The sequence below is a fragment of the Anaerococcus faecalis genome, from assembly GCF_013371425.1.
In the GTDB taxonomy this organism is placed as follows: Bacteria; Bacillota; Clostridia; order Tissierellales; family Peptoniphilaceae; genus Anaerococcus; species Anaerococcus porci.
In genome coordinates this window covers 45,319-61,688 of sequence record NZ_JABVBA010000001.1, presented here as the reverse complement: position 1 = coordinate 61,688, position 16,370 = coordinate 45,319, and the positions used below count along the sequence as shown (strand labels likewise).

17 protein-coding genes, 1 tRNA gene and 1 pseudogene are annotated in these 16,370 nt (G+C 31.8%); 2 read left to right on the top strand and 17 right to left on the bottom strand.

Annotated elements, in window-relative coordinates; genetic code table 11:
* Positions 1 to 4 precede the first annotated feature (4 nt).
* Both HV819_RS00335 and tuf read right to left on the bottom strand, forming a co-directional pair.
* Complete coding sequence (locus tag HV819_RS00335) at positions 5 to 1,267, bottom strand: putative glycoside hydrolase (RefSeq protein ID WP_154538897.1); 1,263 nt, start codon at positions 1,265 to 1,267, stop codon at positions 5 to 7.
* Positions 1,268 to 1,329: 62 nt separating this feature from the next.
* Positions 1,330 to 2,526, bottom strand: a complete 1,197-nt coding sequence (tuf, locus tag HV819_RS00330) for an elongation factor Tu (RefSeq protein WP_154538898.1) — start codon at positions 2,524 to 2,526, stop codon at positions 1,330 to 1,332.
* A gap of 137 nt (positions 2,527 to 2,663) precedes the next feature.
* Here tuf and HV819_RS00325 point away from each other — a divergent pair.
* Positions 2,664 to 2,739, top strand: a tRNA-Thr gene (locus HV819_RS00325).
* A 288-nt stretch (positions 2,740 to 3,027) separates the two neighbouring features.
* Here HV819_RS00325 and HV819_RS00320 read toward each other — a convergent pair.
* The 8 genes from HV819_RS00320 to HV819_RS00285 form a co-directional block, all read right to left on the bottom strand.
* On the bottom strand, positions 3,028 to 3,330 hold the full coding sequence (locus HV819_RS00320) for a hypothetical protein (protein WP_176269272.1): 303 nt from the start codon (positions 3,328 to 3,330) through the stop codon (positions 3,028 to 3,030).
* 194 nt (positions 3,331 to 3,524) lie between these two features.
* The gene (locus HV819_RS00315) at positions 3,525 to 4,454 is read right to left on the bottom strand and encodes an aminopeptidase (protein WP_216629198.1); all 930 of its coding nucleotides are present in this window, start codon (positions 4,452 to 4,454) and stop codon (positions 3,525 to 3,527) included.
* Between the two features lie 4 nt (positions 4,455 to 4,458).
* Positions 4,459 to 5,127, bottom strand: coding sequence for an AroM family protein (locus HV819_RS00310; protein ID WP_154538899.1), 669 nt, complete (start codon positions 5,125 to 5,127; stop codon positions 4,459 to 4,461).
* Positions 5,128 to 6,060, bottom strand: a complete 933-nt coding sequence (locus HV819_RS00305; RefSeq protein ID WP_154538900.1) for a DUF1177 domain-containing protein — start codon at positions 6,058 to 6,060, stop codon at positions 5,128 to 5,130.
* A gap of 7 nt (positions 6,061 to 6,067) precedes the next feature.
* Positions 6,068 to 7,117, bottom strand: a complete 1,050-nt coding sequence (locus tag HV819_RS00300) for an S-methyl thiohydantoin desulfurase domain-containing protein (protein WP_176269271.1) — start codon at positions 7,115 to 7,117, stop codon at positions 6,068 to 6,070.
* Entirely contained in the window at positions 7,101 to 7,766 is a 666-nt protein-coding gene (locus HV819_RS00295; protein ID WP_154538902.1) for an aspartate/glutamate racemase family protein, read from the bottom strand. Before HV819_RS00295 ends, HV819_RS00300 begins: the two co-directional genes overlap by 17 nt.
* A gap of 9 nt (positions 7,767 to 7,775) precedes the next feature.
* Positions 7,776 to 9,332, bottom strand: coding sequence for an OPT/YSL family transporter (locus tag HV819_RS00290; protein ID WP_268234508.1), 1,557 nt, complete (start codon positions 9,330 to 9,332; stop codon positions 7,776 to 7,778).
* A gap of 79 nt (positions 9,333 to 9,411) precedes the next feature.
* Positions 9,412 to 10,854 carry a PucR family transcriptional regulator gene (locus HV819_RS00285; protein ID WP_154538904.1) on the bottom strand — a complete coding sequence of 481 codons (1,443 nt, stop codon included), beginning with the start codon at positions 10,852 to 10,854 and terminating at the stop codon, positions 9,412 to 9,414.
* A gap of 346 nt (positions 10,855 to 11,200) precedes the next feature.
* Between HV819_RS00285 and HV819_RS11925 the strand changes: the two are divergent.
* Positions 11,201 to 11,493 (top strand): annotated as a pseudogene (locus HV819_RS11925) (transposase); the annotation flags it as partial.
* A 208-nt stretch (positions 11,494 to 11,701) separates the two neighbouring features.
* On the opposite strand, the gene HV819_RS00270 reads toward HV819_RS11925, so the two are convergent.
* From HV819_RS00270 to uraA, 7 genes are all read right to left on the bottom strand, one after another.
* On the bottom strand, positions 11,702 to 12,430 hold the full coding sequence (locus HV819_RS00270) for a hypothetical protein (protein WP_235942746.1): 729 nt from the start codon (positions 12,428 to 12,430) through the stop codon (positions 11,702 to 11,704).
* A 68-nt stretch (positions 12,431 to 12,498) separates the two neighbouring features.
* Positions 12,499 to 12,666: a hypothetical protein gene (locus tag HV819_RS00265; RefSeq protein WP_176269269.1), complete on the bottom strand. Its 168-nt coding sequence runs from the start codon at positions 12,664 to 12,666 to the stop codon at positions 12,499 to 12,501.
* A gap of 24 nt (positions 12,667 to 12,690) precedes the next feature.
* A complete protein-coding gene (locus HV819_RS00260; RefSeq protein WP_176269268.1) occupies positions 12,691 to 13,002 on the bottom strand; it encodes a DUF6275 family protein in 312 nt (103 codons plus the stop codon).
* Between the two features lie 64 nt (positions 13,003 to 13,066).
* A complete protein-coding gene (locus tag HV819_RS00255; protein ID WP_176269267.1) occupies positions 13,067 to 13,252 on the bottom strand; it encodes a hypothetical protein in 186 nt (61 codons plus the stop codon).
* Positions 13,249 to 14,559 carry a hypothetical protein gene (locus HV819_RS00250; RefSeq protein ID WP_176269266.1) on the bottom strand — a complete coding sequence of 437 codons (1,311 nt, stop codon included), beginning with the start codon at positions 14,557 to 14,559 and terminating at the stop codon, positions 13,249 to 13,251. The genes HV819_RS00255 and HV819_RS00250 overlap by 4 nt, the downstream gene beginning before the upstream one ends.
* Positions 14,552 to 14,791: a hypothetical protein gene (locus HV819_RS11490; RefSeq protein ID WP_235942745.1), complete on the bottom strand. Its 240-nt coding sequence runs from the start codon at positions 14,789 to 14,791 to the stop codon at positions 14,552 to 14,554. The genes HV819_RS00250 and HV819_RS11490 overlap by 8 nt, the downstream gene beginning before the upstream one ends.
* A 289-nt stretch (positions 14,792 to 15,080) precedes the next feature.
* The gene (uraA, locus tag HV819_RS00240; RefSeq protein ID WP_176269265.1) at positions 15,081 to 16,346 is read right to left on the bottom strand and encodes a uracil permease; all 1,266 of its coding nucleotides are present in this window, start codon (positions 16,344 to 16,346) and stop codon (positions 15,081 to 15,083) included.
* Positions 16,347 to 16,370: the final 24 nt, after the last annotated feature.

Sequence of the window (16,370 nt, the reverse complement as noted above, 5' to 3'; positions counted from 1 at the left end):
CTCACTAATATTTAACACCCTCAGTATATTCTGCAGATGAATTCCATATTAAGAATTCATCTTGTCCACTATCATAGATAGCATCAACTTGAGCTTGAACTGCACCAGCATCATATTCCATATAATTGCCCTGTCCTATCCATGATGCTGTAAAATCTTGAATCCATGGTCTAGACTTAGGTTTATGGTTAATTTCTTTAAATTCTTTTTGCTCTTCTTTTAGATACCTTCTAACTAATTCATATGGTTCAAGATCTGGTTTTTCTAGGTCAAACGAAAAAGAACTCCAATGGGATGGGTATATCATTGAACTCATTACATCAGCTTCATTAGCCATTTCCTTAAAATCCTGACCAATTCCCTCAGCTCTTCCAACTTGCATTGCATAACCAAAAACATCTATTCCACAAGGCATATCGTAGGCTTGAAGCATTTCTCTTGCATCTTTCACAAACGAAGTTATAGCATCTATTCTTTTTTCTCCATCTTTCATTTTTAAATCTTGCCACCTACCCATTGGATAATTAAGTTCTCCCTGGAAAGTTTCAAATCCTTCAGCAAATCTTATATAATCAAATTGGATTTCATCAAATCCTGATTTTGCCGCAAGTTCTGCAATCTCTAAATCATATTTTCTAACCTCATCCATAAATGGATTCATAAAAGCTTCTCCATTAGCATTAGTCCATAAAGACCCATCTTTTAATGTAAAACCCCATTCAGGATGTTTTTTAGTTATAACAGAATCTTTGAAAGTGGTTATTCTTCCTATAACATAAATACCTTTTGAATGCATATCCTTGATAAATTTTTCTACATCTATAACCTTACTTGTTGCATATTTTATATCTTCATTATCTGTTTTAAATTCGCAAGTGATATTTCCCCAATCATCCTTAATATCTATCACGACTGAATTTAGCTTGGTAGAATCTAATAAATTTATAATTTTATCATATGTTTTTGGATTTGCTATAGCATAGGTATTAAAGTATAAACCCTTAACTCCGTCCTTAGGATAATATTTAGATTTTTTTTCGTCTAATGATTTTAGCCTAGATGTATCATAATCCATATTATAGTCATCAGGAGTTATCCCTACTTCATAAGGCTCACCTATAGGCTTTTTTTCTCTTTTATCACTTAATTTTTTATTGGAACTTACATCATTTGATAAATCATTACCTTTATTATCCTTACTGACACAAGAAGTAAACATGAAAATAAGAGAAACAATTAGAGCTAATAAAAAATTTCTATGCTTCATAAAAACTCCTAGCTTGTTTAAAATAAAAAAAGAGCAAGTCAAAAAGACCCACTCTATATTTTTTATTGGATAACTTTTGTTACAACTCCTGAAGCAACTGTTCTTCCACCTTCTCTTACTGCGAATCTTAGTCCTTCTTCAAGAGCTATTGGTTTTTGTAATGTGATTTTGAATGTTGCATTGTCTCCTGGCATTACCATTTCTGTTCCTTCTTCTAGTTGGATGTCTCCTGTTACGTCTGTTGTTCTAAAGAAGAATTGTGGTCTATAGCCTGAGAAGAATGGTGTATGACGTCCACCTTCTTCTTTGGTTAGTACGTATACTTGGCCTTCAAATTCTGTGTGTGGGTGTACTGAACCTGGTGCTGCTATTACTTGGCCTCTTTGGATTTCGTTTCTTTGAACTCCTCTTAGTAGTAACGCACAGTTATCTCCTGATTCTGTTACTTCTAGTGATTTGTGGAACATTTCTATTCCTGTTACTACTACTTCTCTTGTTTTGTCAGTTAATCCTACGATTTCTACTGTTGAGCCTAGTTTTAGAGTTCCTCTTTCTACTCTTCCTGTTGCTACTGTTCCACGTCCTGAGATTGTCATTACGTCTTCTACTGGCATTAGAAATGGTTGGTCATTGTCTCTTTCTGGTATGTCAAAGTATTCATCTACTTGTTCCATTAGGTTTAGGATTTTATCTGACCATGGTCCTTCTCCACCTTCTTGGATTGCTTTTAATGCTGATCCTACTACTACTGGTGCTCCATCTCCATCGAAGTCGTATTCGTTTAGTAAATCTCTTACTTCCATTTCTACTAGTTCGATTAATTCTGGATCATCTACTTGGTCTTCTTTGTTTAAGAATACTGCGATTTTTGGTACTCCTACTTGTCTTGCTAGTAGAATGTGTTCTCTTGTTTGTGGCATTGGACCGTCTGCTGCTGATACTACTATGATTGCTCCGTCCATTTGGGCTGCTCCTGTTATCATGTTTTTAACGTAGTCAGCGTGACCTGGTGCGTCAATATGTGCATAGTGTCTGTTTGGTGTTTCATATTCTACTACAGATGTGTTGATTGTGATTCCTCTTTCTCTCTCTTCTGGAGCTTTATCGATTTTATCATAATCAATTGATTCACCTGTTCCGTATTTTTTATTTAATACTAATGTAATTGCTGCTGTTGTTGTTGTTTTACCATGGTCAACGTGTCCTATTGTACCAATATTAATATGTGGTTTACTTCTTTCAAATGTTTCTTTACTCATTTCATCCTCCTAAATATTATAATTTTACTATACCATAAATTTAATAATTTTACTAGAATTAAGAACATTATACCGTTTTTTATTGAATAAATAAAAAATTTGCAATTTTTTAAAACAGGTAGTATACTTAATTAAGTGCCACTTTAGCTCAGTAGGTAGAGCGCATCCATGGTAAGGATGAGGTCCTCAGTTCGATTCTGGGAAGTGGCTCCATTTTATGCCCATTTTTACGGAATTTCAACGTTTGTATTGATAAAAATGCTAAGAAATTTGGAGAAATCCGACTGGTTTGGTAACACGTTGGTAACTGGTTGGTAACACAATAAAAAAATAACTAATGGTACAATATAGAGAATCAAGAAGAAAGTGATCTGCTTTCTTCTTTTTTTATTCTTTGTTAAATAGTGTTGGTAGATAAAATAAACACAATTATTTCCAAGGAAGTAAGAAAGTAGAACATACTACTTCTTGGTTTTTAATTTCTTAAAACTAGATTCCTACTTACAAAAACTCTAGTCCTAAAATTAACAAATGATCTAAAATAAATATGCTTAATAGCTTAATAAAATTGTTAATCCCTTCAATAGAATCATTAGGATATTTATAAATAAAAGAATTCTCAATAAAATCTAAATACTCAAAATAAATATTAATAGACACATGCATCTTAAGATAAATCTTATCATTAAAATACATTAAATGTCTCTTAACACCCTTAATAAATTCATGATGAATATCACCCAAAAAAGATATATTATCCACTTTAATATTTAGTAAATTTGTAATAAAATAATCAATAGACATATTTAGTCTCCTTTTTAAGTTGTGGTTAATTAATTGTAAGGTAAATAATTAAATATGCCTTTTTTTCACTAAAAAATCAAGCGAAATCTTCTGTAAATTACAGACTACATTCCGCTCAAAATAGATTATTAGATTCAATATTTACAGAATTGAGTTCAGATATTGAACCACTTTTTTAAACTTAGAAAAAATAATTATAAAAATCTCCCGTTTTCTAAAAGTTTTTCATCATCTAGATACAGCGTCGGATTAAGAATTATCCCATCAAGGTGGCAACTTGCTTGGTTTTTCCCGCCAAATGATGTATTTGTACCAAAAGCTATATGAACAGTTCCATATATTTTTTCGTCTTCAAGAATCACTCCAGTAAGTCTTGCGGCAGAATTTGTTCCAATTCCAAGTTCTGCTATAGTGTGATTTTCTTCACTTACAAAGAGAATTGAAAGCTTATTGTCATCATCACCCTCTAATTTGACTATCTTGCCATTTTCTATTTCAACAAGCAATGGTTTTTTCAAAAGGCCTATTCCAACCATTGAACCATCAATTAACATTTTTCCATTTACACCAGTCTCAATAGGCGCTATATACGCTTCTCCAGAAGGCAAATTTCCGCCTTCGCCTTTATTTTTATATACGCCAGGGGAAGAAACACCAGACCTTCCGTCTAGGTTTAAATTTAAAGTATAGCCATCTTTTTCTATTCTTGCATATTTTGCCTTTGTAAGTTTTTCTGTAATTACCTCAGTTAACTTGATAACTTCATCATAATTGGCATTTATTGCACCGTTTTCGAACATATCTTCAGTAATTCCAGGCATGCTTGCAACTCTTGTACCTGATTTTAATGCATTTACTTTTGCATTTGTATGCGTCATTGAAACTGTAGTAGCTGCAATAACGACATCTACCGATTTCATTAGTTCTTCAACTTCTAAAGGTAATTGTTCCCCACTTACTCTTCTTGGTTTCATAACAAATAGATAAGATTCTTTCGCTATGTTTTTTGCTTCTTCATACAATTTATTTGCTATATTAATTTTGTTGTCATCAGTGAATATTAAAACTTTTTCTTGTTCTTTTATACCCATTGCATCAATTAAAACCTTTTTGTAACTGTTCAAAAAATCACCCCATTTCACTTATTATTTTGCCAATCAAGTTATTACCCAATACAACACTTTTTCCTGTTTTCTCAACAAAAAACTCTCTCATTTCCTTTGAATAACCCATACAATCCATAAAAACAACATCTGGATTTATTTTTTCAATATATTCTACTGCGTTTGAAAATTCTTTTTGATTTTTTGCATATGGAGATACGTTTATGCAATATAATTTTTCAATTATCGCTCCCCACTTCTCCTTTGATTGTGGAATTTGTAATTCATCCGGAACTAAAATCAATAGCGAACCATTTCCAACCAATTCTTTAACTACTGGAAAAATTAATCTTTGTGGAAAAATAATATTTTTCTCTGTAATAAATTTATGTTCAAAAACTCCTGTGCAAAGCATTAGAATTAAATCGGCATTTTTTTCTTCTTTGTAAATTATATCTTGTATTTTTTCCAAAATATATTTTTCTGCAAACTGAACATATTCATCAGATTTAAGTTTTGACTCTAAAACATAATCACTATCTTTGGGAGAAAAGTTTTTCTCAATATAGTCTTTTGACAAACCGTCTAATGCGCCTCGCTGAATAATATTAAATTCTTTCAGGTATTTGCCCATTGAAGATATAATGTCATTCCTTGGCGCTTGACCTATCGTTATACATAACAACGTCTTCATTTAATCACCTAGTGTTTGAAACTTTTTCATTGAACCATATTTTTGTAAAATTTTTTCATATTCTATTTTGTCGTAAAAATTTATTTTTCCTTTACCATAGGCTTTTGCAACTTCGACTACAAATCTTCCGCAAGTTTCCAACACACTCGGATGTGATGCGCCTGTGGCACATCCTGGAACCACTGTTTCTGTTGTAATTGCGACACCAACAACAGGTGCTTCAGTAGCTGTAGCAGGTTGTAAAATGCTGTTCAAATGATATAAGTCATTTCCATAAGGTGTAATGTCTTGTTCAGACAATGCAAATACTTTTGGAAGTTGTCCTGTGGTTATCTCCATTAAATCTAGCAAATCATCACTAACTTTTAAGATATATCCTTCTTTAACTGTTGGAGAAATTGCGAACCCATTATAGTTAATTATCCTATTTCCTTTTGTAGTATCAATGGATAAAACAGCATCAAAATCTCCTCTTACTTCTTCTTCATTTACCACTTGCATATCGACTGGAGAACCCATAAAAGGAACTGGTTCATGTGGTTGAGTAGGTGCGTCAGGGCAAATATGGGTTGAAACTATAATATCTCCATTTAAAAAGTCACCCTTGTTTTGCATATCAAGTAATTTTGCAGCAACTGATAAAGCAACAAGTGCACCATCTCCATCAGAAACTATTCCCAATCTTTCTGGTCTAGCTCCGATACCTCCAAGTCTTCCTAAAACGCCTAAAGTTGGCGCGTTTCCCCCTTCTGACTTTCCATTTTTACCTTTAATTTTTATCCTAATAAAATCGGTTGAGCCTTCTTCTCCTGAAATCGTATGTACTTCTATTTCAGTATCTCTTATTGATTTTAAATATTCCGCAACCTTTTCTCCTGTTATATCTGATGAATCTACTAAATTATACACATCGATTATTTGTTTAATTAGCATATCTTGTTCATATCTCCTTCCCAATTATTTTTGATACTTCATCGAGCAGTGTTCTTTCATGCATTGGCGAACCCAAAATTAACTTATCTGCTTTTACGCCTATAATAACCACTTTCATATTTTCTTCGACCTCAGCAGTTGTTACTGTATCATAATTCTTTTTATTGAAAGTCATTATTAAATCTGGGAAACTGTAAAGTCTTTTTTCTTTTTTATCAATAGTCATATATTCATTCCAAAACGTTAGTTGATAATCACCAACATTAAAGGAACCAATATCAAATCCTTCTTTCATATCCAATTTAAAGTTTTCGATTTTTCCTTCAGTAATTATCTCACCTCCTAAAAATTCAACTGCTGTTTCAATAGGGTTTCCATTCGTTTCTTTTACTTCAAGCATCTTTTCTCCTAGACTTAATGCTTTAGATATGGCACCAATAGCTCCGTTTTTCTTCAAATAACTTGCTTTTACTGAATTTCTAGCAACAACAACTAAGCCACCCGCATGAACCGCAGCCTCTCTTACAAGTTTTGCACAGTTATTAATATCCCCTCTAACAACTCCTCTAATATTCATTTTCTTCTCTGGATTTCCACCAGCATAAACCTGAATACTTTCATAACCTTCAACTTTATGGAGATTAAGGCTACCCATTATTCCAGTAGGATGAGCTCTTCCATTAGCTGGTGCATCTACAACAGGAACGTTTGAAATAACGCTTTGCATCCATCCGTTCACTGTAGCACCACCACCATTTTCTATTGTTATTACACCTTTTATATCTTTTCCTAATTCTTCACTCATTTTGCTGATTGTGTATAGATAATCATCTTGACTTACATATTGCTCTTTTGAAGATGGAGCTCCTACAAGTGATGTACAAACAATTATATCTTCATCATCAAATTCATTTATGTCAGATAACCTTACTTCACCCTTTTCAAGAGCCAAAAGTCCGATTTTTTTACCTTGAATTTTTGATCCTCCTCCACCGCCTCCTAAGACACTACCACCTATGATTGCTTTTTCAACATCAATTTCATTTAATTTTTTCATAAAAATTCCTCCTAATACAAGCACCATAAGCCATTAACCCTTCAGCGTAAACACAATCGACAACCTTTAACCCAATTTCTTTTTCTATATACGGAGCAATCTTTATTGTTGAAAGTCCTGTGCAGGCAAAAACCAAAACTTCTGCACCTAAAGACTTTAGATTATGACAATGTTTCAATGCTCTTTCTCTACCAAAGTCTTTCATTAAATCTAGTGTGTTTTCAATTCCTTCGATATATGGCTTACCCACAATGTCATCACCAATAATCATTTTATAAGACTTTGGAACTTTTTTTGTAATTCCAACAACGCCAACTTTTTTTCCATAAATTTTACTAACCAATGAAGCACTTTCTCCCGCACCAATTACCGGAACTTTAACCTCTTTTCTTAACTCTTGTAAAGCAGGATCTCCAGCACAACTAATAATCACTGCATCTTTGTCAGTGTAATTTTCTTTTACAAGTTCAATTATTTTTGGTATAGCAATTATTTCGGTTTCTTCGTCATGTATACCTTCTGACTGATCTTTGATAGCCATAGATTCAACTTCAATATTAGGGAAATTTTTTTCTATAATTCTTCCGTGTGAGTTCATAAAATTTTTGTCAAAGTTTGATAAAACTCTTACCAATCCTATTTTATACATAATAAATTCCTAAAATATCGAATTAATTAATCCTGCAATGAATCCATAAATACCGTCTCCTGCGATTAATCCTGCATCCCTAGTTTCCATAAATTCAGTTCCTATTGCCAATCTGACAATAACAGCTAAAATTACTCCTATTCCATACACTGGATTATTTATTAAAAGACCCGTTGCAAACAATACTCCAACCATTCTTGAGCTTCCAGAAATAGCTTGTATAATAAAGCCTGGTATTGCCCAAATCAACAACGTTTTGATCAATTCAGTATCAGCTTGAGCCTGAACAGTAGTTGCAAAAACTCTACTTACAGGTGGCATTAAATCTTGATTGAAATATACCGACATGGTTAAAGCTACAACCACCACACCGATTAATCCACCAACTGCTTCTATTATAACTTGTTGCTTTCTTCCATATAATTCATATTCTATATCTTCGCTTTTTCCTCTTAATATCCATCCAGTTTTTAAATCATATCCCATATCTGCAAAACATGGACCTACTGATGAAACAAATCCTGTCAATAATGCCAAAGGAACTACTTCAAATCCCATGAACATACCTATGGTCATAAATATAGTTGTAATTGCAAACGCCGGAAACCATCCCGAGTGCATAGCAGCCATCCCTACCAGAATCATAGCAACAACAGCAGAAAATGTTGTCCACAATACCCATAATATCAACTGAGAAACTCCCATATTAGTAATTATTCCAGAAACCGCCGCAAGTGCTAATGAAGATATTAAATATACAATTATTGCCACTAAAATTACTTTCTTTGTTTGAGACGCACTGACTGTTGTTTTAATATTTTCATTATTTTCTGTTTTAGTCTTTTTATCAGATTTGCTTATAATTAAAATAGATTGAATAAGCGCCATTAATCCTGCACCAATCATCACTCCATGTGGAATATAAGTATTTCCTAAATTAAATCCGAAAAGTTGTTCAGAATATCCTCTTATTAACAATCCAACTCCTAATGCTACCATGGAAAATATATTTGAAATAAATACAATTCCTATACCTGCTGCAGGTAAACCAAAATGACTAGCAACAGCCCCTACAATTAACCCTTCAAGTAATCTTTTTCCTTTATCTCCACCTTGGTCGCCAGCAATTATAGCGTCGGCAGTAGCAACTCCTGGAGGCCATGCTGCGCTAGCTGGAAAAACAGGCGTATCATACAATTTTCCAACTATTACTATTGAAACTACTACTCCTATAGCACTTCCTATTGCCATTGGAAATATCATTTCTTCTTTTCCTAATACAAAAAATATCGCACATGCTAGAAAGGTACAATTAGCTGAAGAGAAACCAGCAGCCGATACTGTCGTTTGTATCAAATTTTGTCTCTCAAGGGATTTAAATCCGCTTAAGTATTGTAAAGGTATTTTTGCTAATACCATCGCTACTATTGCCCCAATAATTGAAGTATTTGGCGTGAAACCAACTTTCGCAATTATCTGCATGCATATTATTGCAGAAAATACAGATAGAATAATTCCTAAAATGAACACCTTAGGTTCAAATGCACTAATTCTTTGTTTTTTCATACTACCCTCCTTAAACATAATAATAAATCATTTTGTTTAATTTTAATATATATAAAAACAAGAATATTAAAGTTATATTTTATGAAAAGTCATAAATACTCAAATGGGATATCAATTTAAGAATGAACAAATCGTCAAGTCTTGAAGTATCTAATCCTGTTATCTTACTTATTCTCAACAGTCTATATCTTAAAGTTTCTACATGTATATGAAGTTTTTCAGAACTTTCTTTTTTGCTCAAATTATTTCTTATGTATGTCGAAAGTGTATTTAACAATTCAGCGTTGTGCTCATCATCATAGTTTTTAAGTTTTTCTAAGATATCAAAAAGATAAAGCTTCATTTCTTCGTTTTCTAGAATTTCTAGTAATATTTTAAAGTTTACAGAGTTATCTAAGGTATCAACTTGCTCTTTTGAAATATTGCAAATATTACAAGCCTCTTTGTATGCTTGATTAATATTCTCTAATCTATTTTTTAGAGTTGATACTCCAATTTTTAAATCTTTGTAAGTGGCTGCAATTCTTTTTATCAAATCTGAAATAGGATCATTTTTGGAAAATACAAATGTTACCATATTATTTCCATCTTCCGTAAATAGAAATTTTTCATTTAGAGAAAATTCCATTATTTGGCGTATTCTAGAATTAGATTCTCTAGAATTTAACCATTTGAAATATATAGCGTAATAACTTTCTTCATACCAACCCATATATGACAAAATGCTATCTCTGAAACGTTCATCTAGTTTTTGTCCACTCAAAAGTATTTCCGTAATGATTCTATTATTAGCACTTTGTGCTAAAAGAATATTTTGTTCAGAAATCACTATATTTTTCAATAGTGAAATCGCATAATTAATACAGCTTTCTTGAAAATCCGTCAGATCTTCTTTGTTTTTCCCCTTAACTATTAGATAAGCAAATATATATCCCCTATGTTTAAGAGGAATATAGTAATTACTTTTTATCATTGAATTACCAAGTAGCTCACTAAACTTCTCATAGCATACATCTAGACCTGTTAATTTTCGTACTTCACTTATTATTTCTTCCATGCAGACTCCATCAGTCTGCTTGCTTAATAATTTATAGTAAGATTTTAATATATTTAGAATATTATCATTTACTTTATTAAATAATAAATCATAAAATCTATTAACAAGATCTGAGTAAACAGTTTCTCGCTCTAACAAAAAAACAGGAATACAATATTTATTTGCCTCATTTATTAATTCGTCAGATATAGAGCCGAAATATCTCCCAACTTTTATACCTATTGCCGCAACATTTTTTTCGTGCGCAGTTTTTATTAAATTTTCTTTATATTGCTCGTTACTAGTAAATGCATATCCTGCAGTAAGAACTAACTCATTTCCTTTTAGCCAATCCATTCCATCGGGAGTTTCCAATATTAAAATATTCTTTGCTTTATTTTCTAAACCATCTCGTCCAGCTATTAAAGTACTCTTATTTATATAATTTTTATCAACCAATTCTCTAACAGTTAAATAGTTTTCCAAAAAATCACCTCTTCTTAAGTTTTCTATATTTTAACTTACTATCATCTAAAAATGCAAATAACACTAATTTTCAAAAGAATAAATTAAAAAACCTATTGATGATTGCTTTTTAATTAAACAAAAAATATCAGTTTGCATCAACCATGAATAAGCTGAAACACAGACTATTTAACACAAAAAATTTTTATCAACTACAAGCTGGTTCCATTACTACACAAAACATACCTTTCATTATCCTTTGAGCTCCATGACTATAGCCTATGTAATTCTTTTTATTGAAACTTTTCTATTTTTACTTTCCAACTAGATCTTCATTAGTCGAACTCTTTGCATAACTATAGGGCACGTATCTACTAAGAAAGTATCTAAAGTAATAGAGAATATGTACACAAAAACATATTCTAAATCTTTTATATCAACACTAAGCAAGAATCTTGATAAAGAAGTTAAACTATAGAGAATAGTAACTTAAGTATAATAAAATATCCATAATTACTTTTAGACGTGGTTTACATAAAGTTAAGACAAAATCATAGAGTGGTGTCAAAAACTTGCAATATTACAATAAGAATAAACGAAAAAGAAAATAGAAAAATCATAGGATTAGACCTAAGTTATAGTGAAAGCAAGTATTCATGGTAAAATTTCTTCAAATATATAAAAGCTAAAGCCCTATCTGTGCTTAAATGATAATATAATATACTCATAAAGGACTAGTAAATTTTACACGAAATTTTGGCTTTGACTATTTTTTATTAAATTTAACTTATTGGTATTCTTATCTTTAAATATATGAATTCCCTGTATCCTTTTTTGGAAATAAACCTTGAGAAAGAATAATAATTTCTTATATTATTATCTTATTAGTAGCATAATCAAGATACTCCATATCATGTATATCACTCATTTCAGGAACTGACCACTCAGCCCAATAAGCATTATTAGGATGAGAAGAAAGACATTGTTTTCTAAAATTAACAAAAACCATACCTGATGATACAGGAGTTGGAGGAGTCCCACACATTATAGTCTGAGGATTCTTAGAAGAGGTAACTGTATACTTTAAAGCCGACTCTTGATCATCAGTATACTCTTGAGCCTCATCTATAATTAAAAGGTCAAAGCCTTCTCCAAGACCACCAGTAGTAGTCCTAGTCCTAAACTCAACCCTTCCCCCAGTTTCTGGAATCTCCACTCTCTCACGACCAGTAGCCCTAAGAGATTCATACTCAATCCCAGCATCATCAAGCACTCTACAAAGTTTCTCCCATGATGCATGAGAAGTATTGGTCCTATGGGCAGTATGGTTTACAACTTCACCATTAAGAAGGGAATATATCTCCCTCATCACTAAGATTTCACTCTTACCATTTCTTCTTGGCAAAGAATATCCACACTTAGTATGAGTCCAAAGCCCATCCTTATTAATGGCCAAGATATCCTTTAAAAGTAACCTCTGCCACTCCATCGTCTTTCTCTTAGATCCTTCATAAAGCTTAATAGCCTCTTTATAATTCGACTTACTATAACTATGACTTATTTTATGGGTAGGAGTCTGCTTACCTAATCTATTCATATAACAAACCCCCTTAAAAAATTGCAAATAAAAAAAGCAGTTTAACGACATACTAAGGTCAATCGAATTTAAAAATTAATATCTATATATAGAGCCAAAACACTACCTACAAGATCCACAATGTAAGGCAACCAAACCAAAAACCAGGACCAATCAATAAAGCCTGTAAGTTTTAACCCTATAAAAAGCAAAGTTAGTAGCTCATAAAAATTAACCCCTTTACTCTTCGTTTCCATAATACCTCCAATAAAAAAAGAACCTTAAGTTCTCTCATAAATATCTTTATGATTTGATTTTATATAGTTTTTATCTAATTTCTTATTAACTAATTTCCTATATGCATTCATATATATTTCTTCTTTATCTCCATTCAAAGTAAATTCATAATATAAGGCCCCCTTATGTGGCATAGACAATAGAGCCTTTGAATTTTGTAAAGTCTTACAAGACCAAACAACAAATACATCTTTAACATCCAACTTTTCCCTAACATCTAATGGAATATCAAGATAAACAGATTCAACACTTACCACTTCTCTTTTTGCTATTTCTATAAAATCTTCATGTTTCATTTTGTTTTCCTTTCTTTAAATTAACATTAAAAAAGCACCTCTAATATCTTATACCTGTAAGCTATTAGTTGTGCTTAGACTTTATTCTATTTTTTCTTCTTTCGTAAATGAAATTTAATTCTTCGAGAGTTAACTTTGAAAATGGATCTTCTTTAGGATCTGGATCATACTCAGTATTTTTTAGTTCTTTAATTTCATATTCATCAAAGTTAAATCCTAGTTTTTTATTAATTTCTTCAATTGTTATCATTTCAAAACCTCTATGCTTATACCTAATTTTGTTAACTCGTTTTTATACTCTTCAGAATAACCATTAATGCCTATTTTATTGAAAACAATATTATAAAGTATCATATCAAAATTATTATTAACGCTATACTTAAAAACTTCTCCATTATGTGCAATTACTAAACCATATTTATACTTTCTATTGTAACATACGTTTAAATCATCCACACTAGGAAATAAACTTCCTGGATGATTATGAATTGCAATTACTCTACCTTCTTCCAAAGATTTTATCATTTTTTTCATTTCTTTTGTTTGAAAAGCTGTATTTTCTACATTAAATTTATTAGAAACTAATGATCTCCCAGTCTTACTATCTACAAATACTAAGTCTTCAAACTTGGTTCCATCTCTATGTCTTAGAATTTCCTTTGACTTACTTCTTAATTCTTTAGTAACTCTTTTATTTTCTCCTAGACTATTAAATTTTCTATCATAATCGTTAGAAAAAATCTTTTTTTTGTCTATTCTAGTTTCTCTATTTAGACCTTTATTGCTCTGTTCTTTCTCGCTAAGTTTTATTCTTTCCTTTATCTTATCATTTTTATCGGGATCAGTCCAATCTTTATGAGTATGAACATTCCTCTTCTTACCCCCATCTCTAGGGTCATATATAACAGTACAATCACAATGTCTATGACGTCTAAAGACTGCATTACCATTATCTTTGACATCTTTATAATCATATACACCAACAAGATTTGAACACCAATCACAACAATGTCCATTACTCTTTCTTATAATCTTAGGGGAAAGACCTGCCTTATAGTGAAAATCTGCATTAGACCTAATAAGATTATCTATAACAGACATAGAGAAGTTTTCTATAGAAGAATAAAAGGTATCAGCTGCATCCTCATATTTATCACTATTAGATACATAATTTACAATACCACGAACCTTATCTTCGTTATACCCACTGTCTATAGCCTTTATGCTAATGCCTGCATCCTTATTTAGACTAGTTTGAACTTCCTTTCCATAATCATTAATAATATTATAGTTTTCCTTTAGCCTAGGATTAATAAGTCTATCAGCTATATTATAATACATCTTTCCATCAGGAAGAACTCCATCTTTCAAATTGTCTTTAAAAGCATCAGCTAAAATATCTCCAAGCTCCTTAGCAAATTGAGATGAATCCTCATGATTGGCCATCTTCTTTTTTAACCTCAAAAGCTTATCTTTTAATACCCTAGATTCCTTAGTCTTAAGCTTAAAAGATTCATCTATAGCCTTAGCTAATTCAGGAACTATATCCTTATCCATTTAAACCGCCCTTATCTATTTCGGGAGGATTCTCACTTGCATTAAAACCAGTAAGGTCAGAGAGATTATCCTTGCCAAAAAATCCAGGTATAGCCTGATTAATCTTAATAGATGCATCTCCAATCCCAGAAAGAGTAGCCACATCAGGCTCGAACACAGGTTGCCACTTAGGCTTAATAGAATAAAACTGATTCCTTAAATATGGATGCTTATCTTCAAGACACCTTGCCACATAGCCAACATTTAAAAACCCAGCTCCAAAACATCTTTGAGCCTTTCTAGCAGTAATCCTTAAAGTCTCATGACTTGCCTTAATAGCCTCAGCAGATGATGGATTGTCAGTAATAAAACCTAGTTCATCGATAGTATATAATAATTTTCATTTTAGACTGAAGTAATTTCAGAATTTATGGTAATCTATATTTTGACGAATCACTAATAATAACTAATACTATTTAAAGATTTAAGAATCATTTTTCTTCTTACAAAAAAAGAGACTTAAAGAAAGTCTCAATTTCATCTTATTCATTTATTAAGTTCAATTTTCTTAATATTGTCATAAATAAGGAAAGAAGTACTGCTACAACTGATGCTAATACCATTCCAGAAAGTTCAATTGATGCTAATTTAATTTTTAATCCAGATAATCCCGCTATAAAAATTACAGAAGTTAGAATTAGGTTAACAGATTTAGAATAGTCAACCTTTTGATCAACTAGAAGTCTTATTCCGCTTGTTCCAATCATTCCATAAAGTAGAAATGTAACTCCACCAATTACATTGCCCGGTATGGTTTGAATTAAGGCAGCTAGTGGTCCAAAAAATGCCATAATGATTGATATAATTGAAGCAGCGCCTATAACTTGAACAGAATATACTCCAGTTATAGCCATTACTCCAATATTTTCACCATAGGTTGTGGTTGGTACCCCTCCTACAAGACCAGAAAGCGCAGATGAAAAGTTATCAGCAAATATTGACCTATGAAGTCCTGGGTCTTCAAGTAAATTTCTTCCTATAATATTACTTGTGACAACTTGATGAGATACATGCTCGCTTGTTATTACAAGTATTACTGGAATCATTGATAGAATTGCCTCTGCTGAAAATTTAGGTGAAGAGAAGTTTGGTATAGTAAAAATTTTTGCATCTATTACTGGTGTGAAATCTACCATGCCAAAAAATATAGCAGAAATATAACCTACTATTATAGCTATTAAAATAGGGATTGTTGAAAAGAATCCCTTAAAAGCAACAGAGCCAATTATGGCAGTAAATAATGTTATGGCAAATACAAAAAAGTCACTAGTGGTAGCTGTGTTTGTCATTAGATTGGCACCAATTGAACCACCTGTTACTGTATTTCCAGCAAGTTCAAAACCTATAAGGGCTACTACTGCTCCCATTGCGGCAGGCGGTAGTACTAAATCTATCCATCCTATACCAAATTTATAAATAAAATAAGCTAATAAACAACCTAGAAGTCCGACAACAATAAAAGCACCTTGAGCATATTCAAACCCATCTTTTGCAATTATAGCTGTACCTGGTGCTAAAAATGCAAATGAAGAACCTAAATAAGCTGGTGCCTTTTTCTTTGTAATTAATATAAATAATAAAGTTCCTATACCATTCATAAATAGCACAATTCCTGGATTTATTTTAAATAAAATAGGAACTAGTACACTTGCTCCAAACATTGCAAAGGTATGTTGGATTGACAAGGGCAATAATAATTTAAAGGGTACTCTATCTTCGACTTGGTAAATTTTTTTTGAATTTTTCATAATACCTCCATATTTTACTAAGAG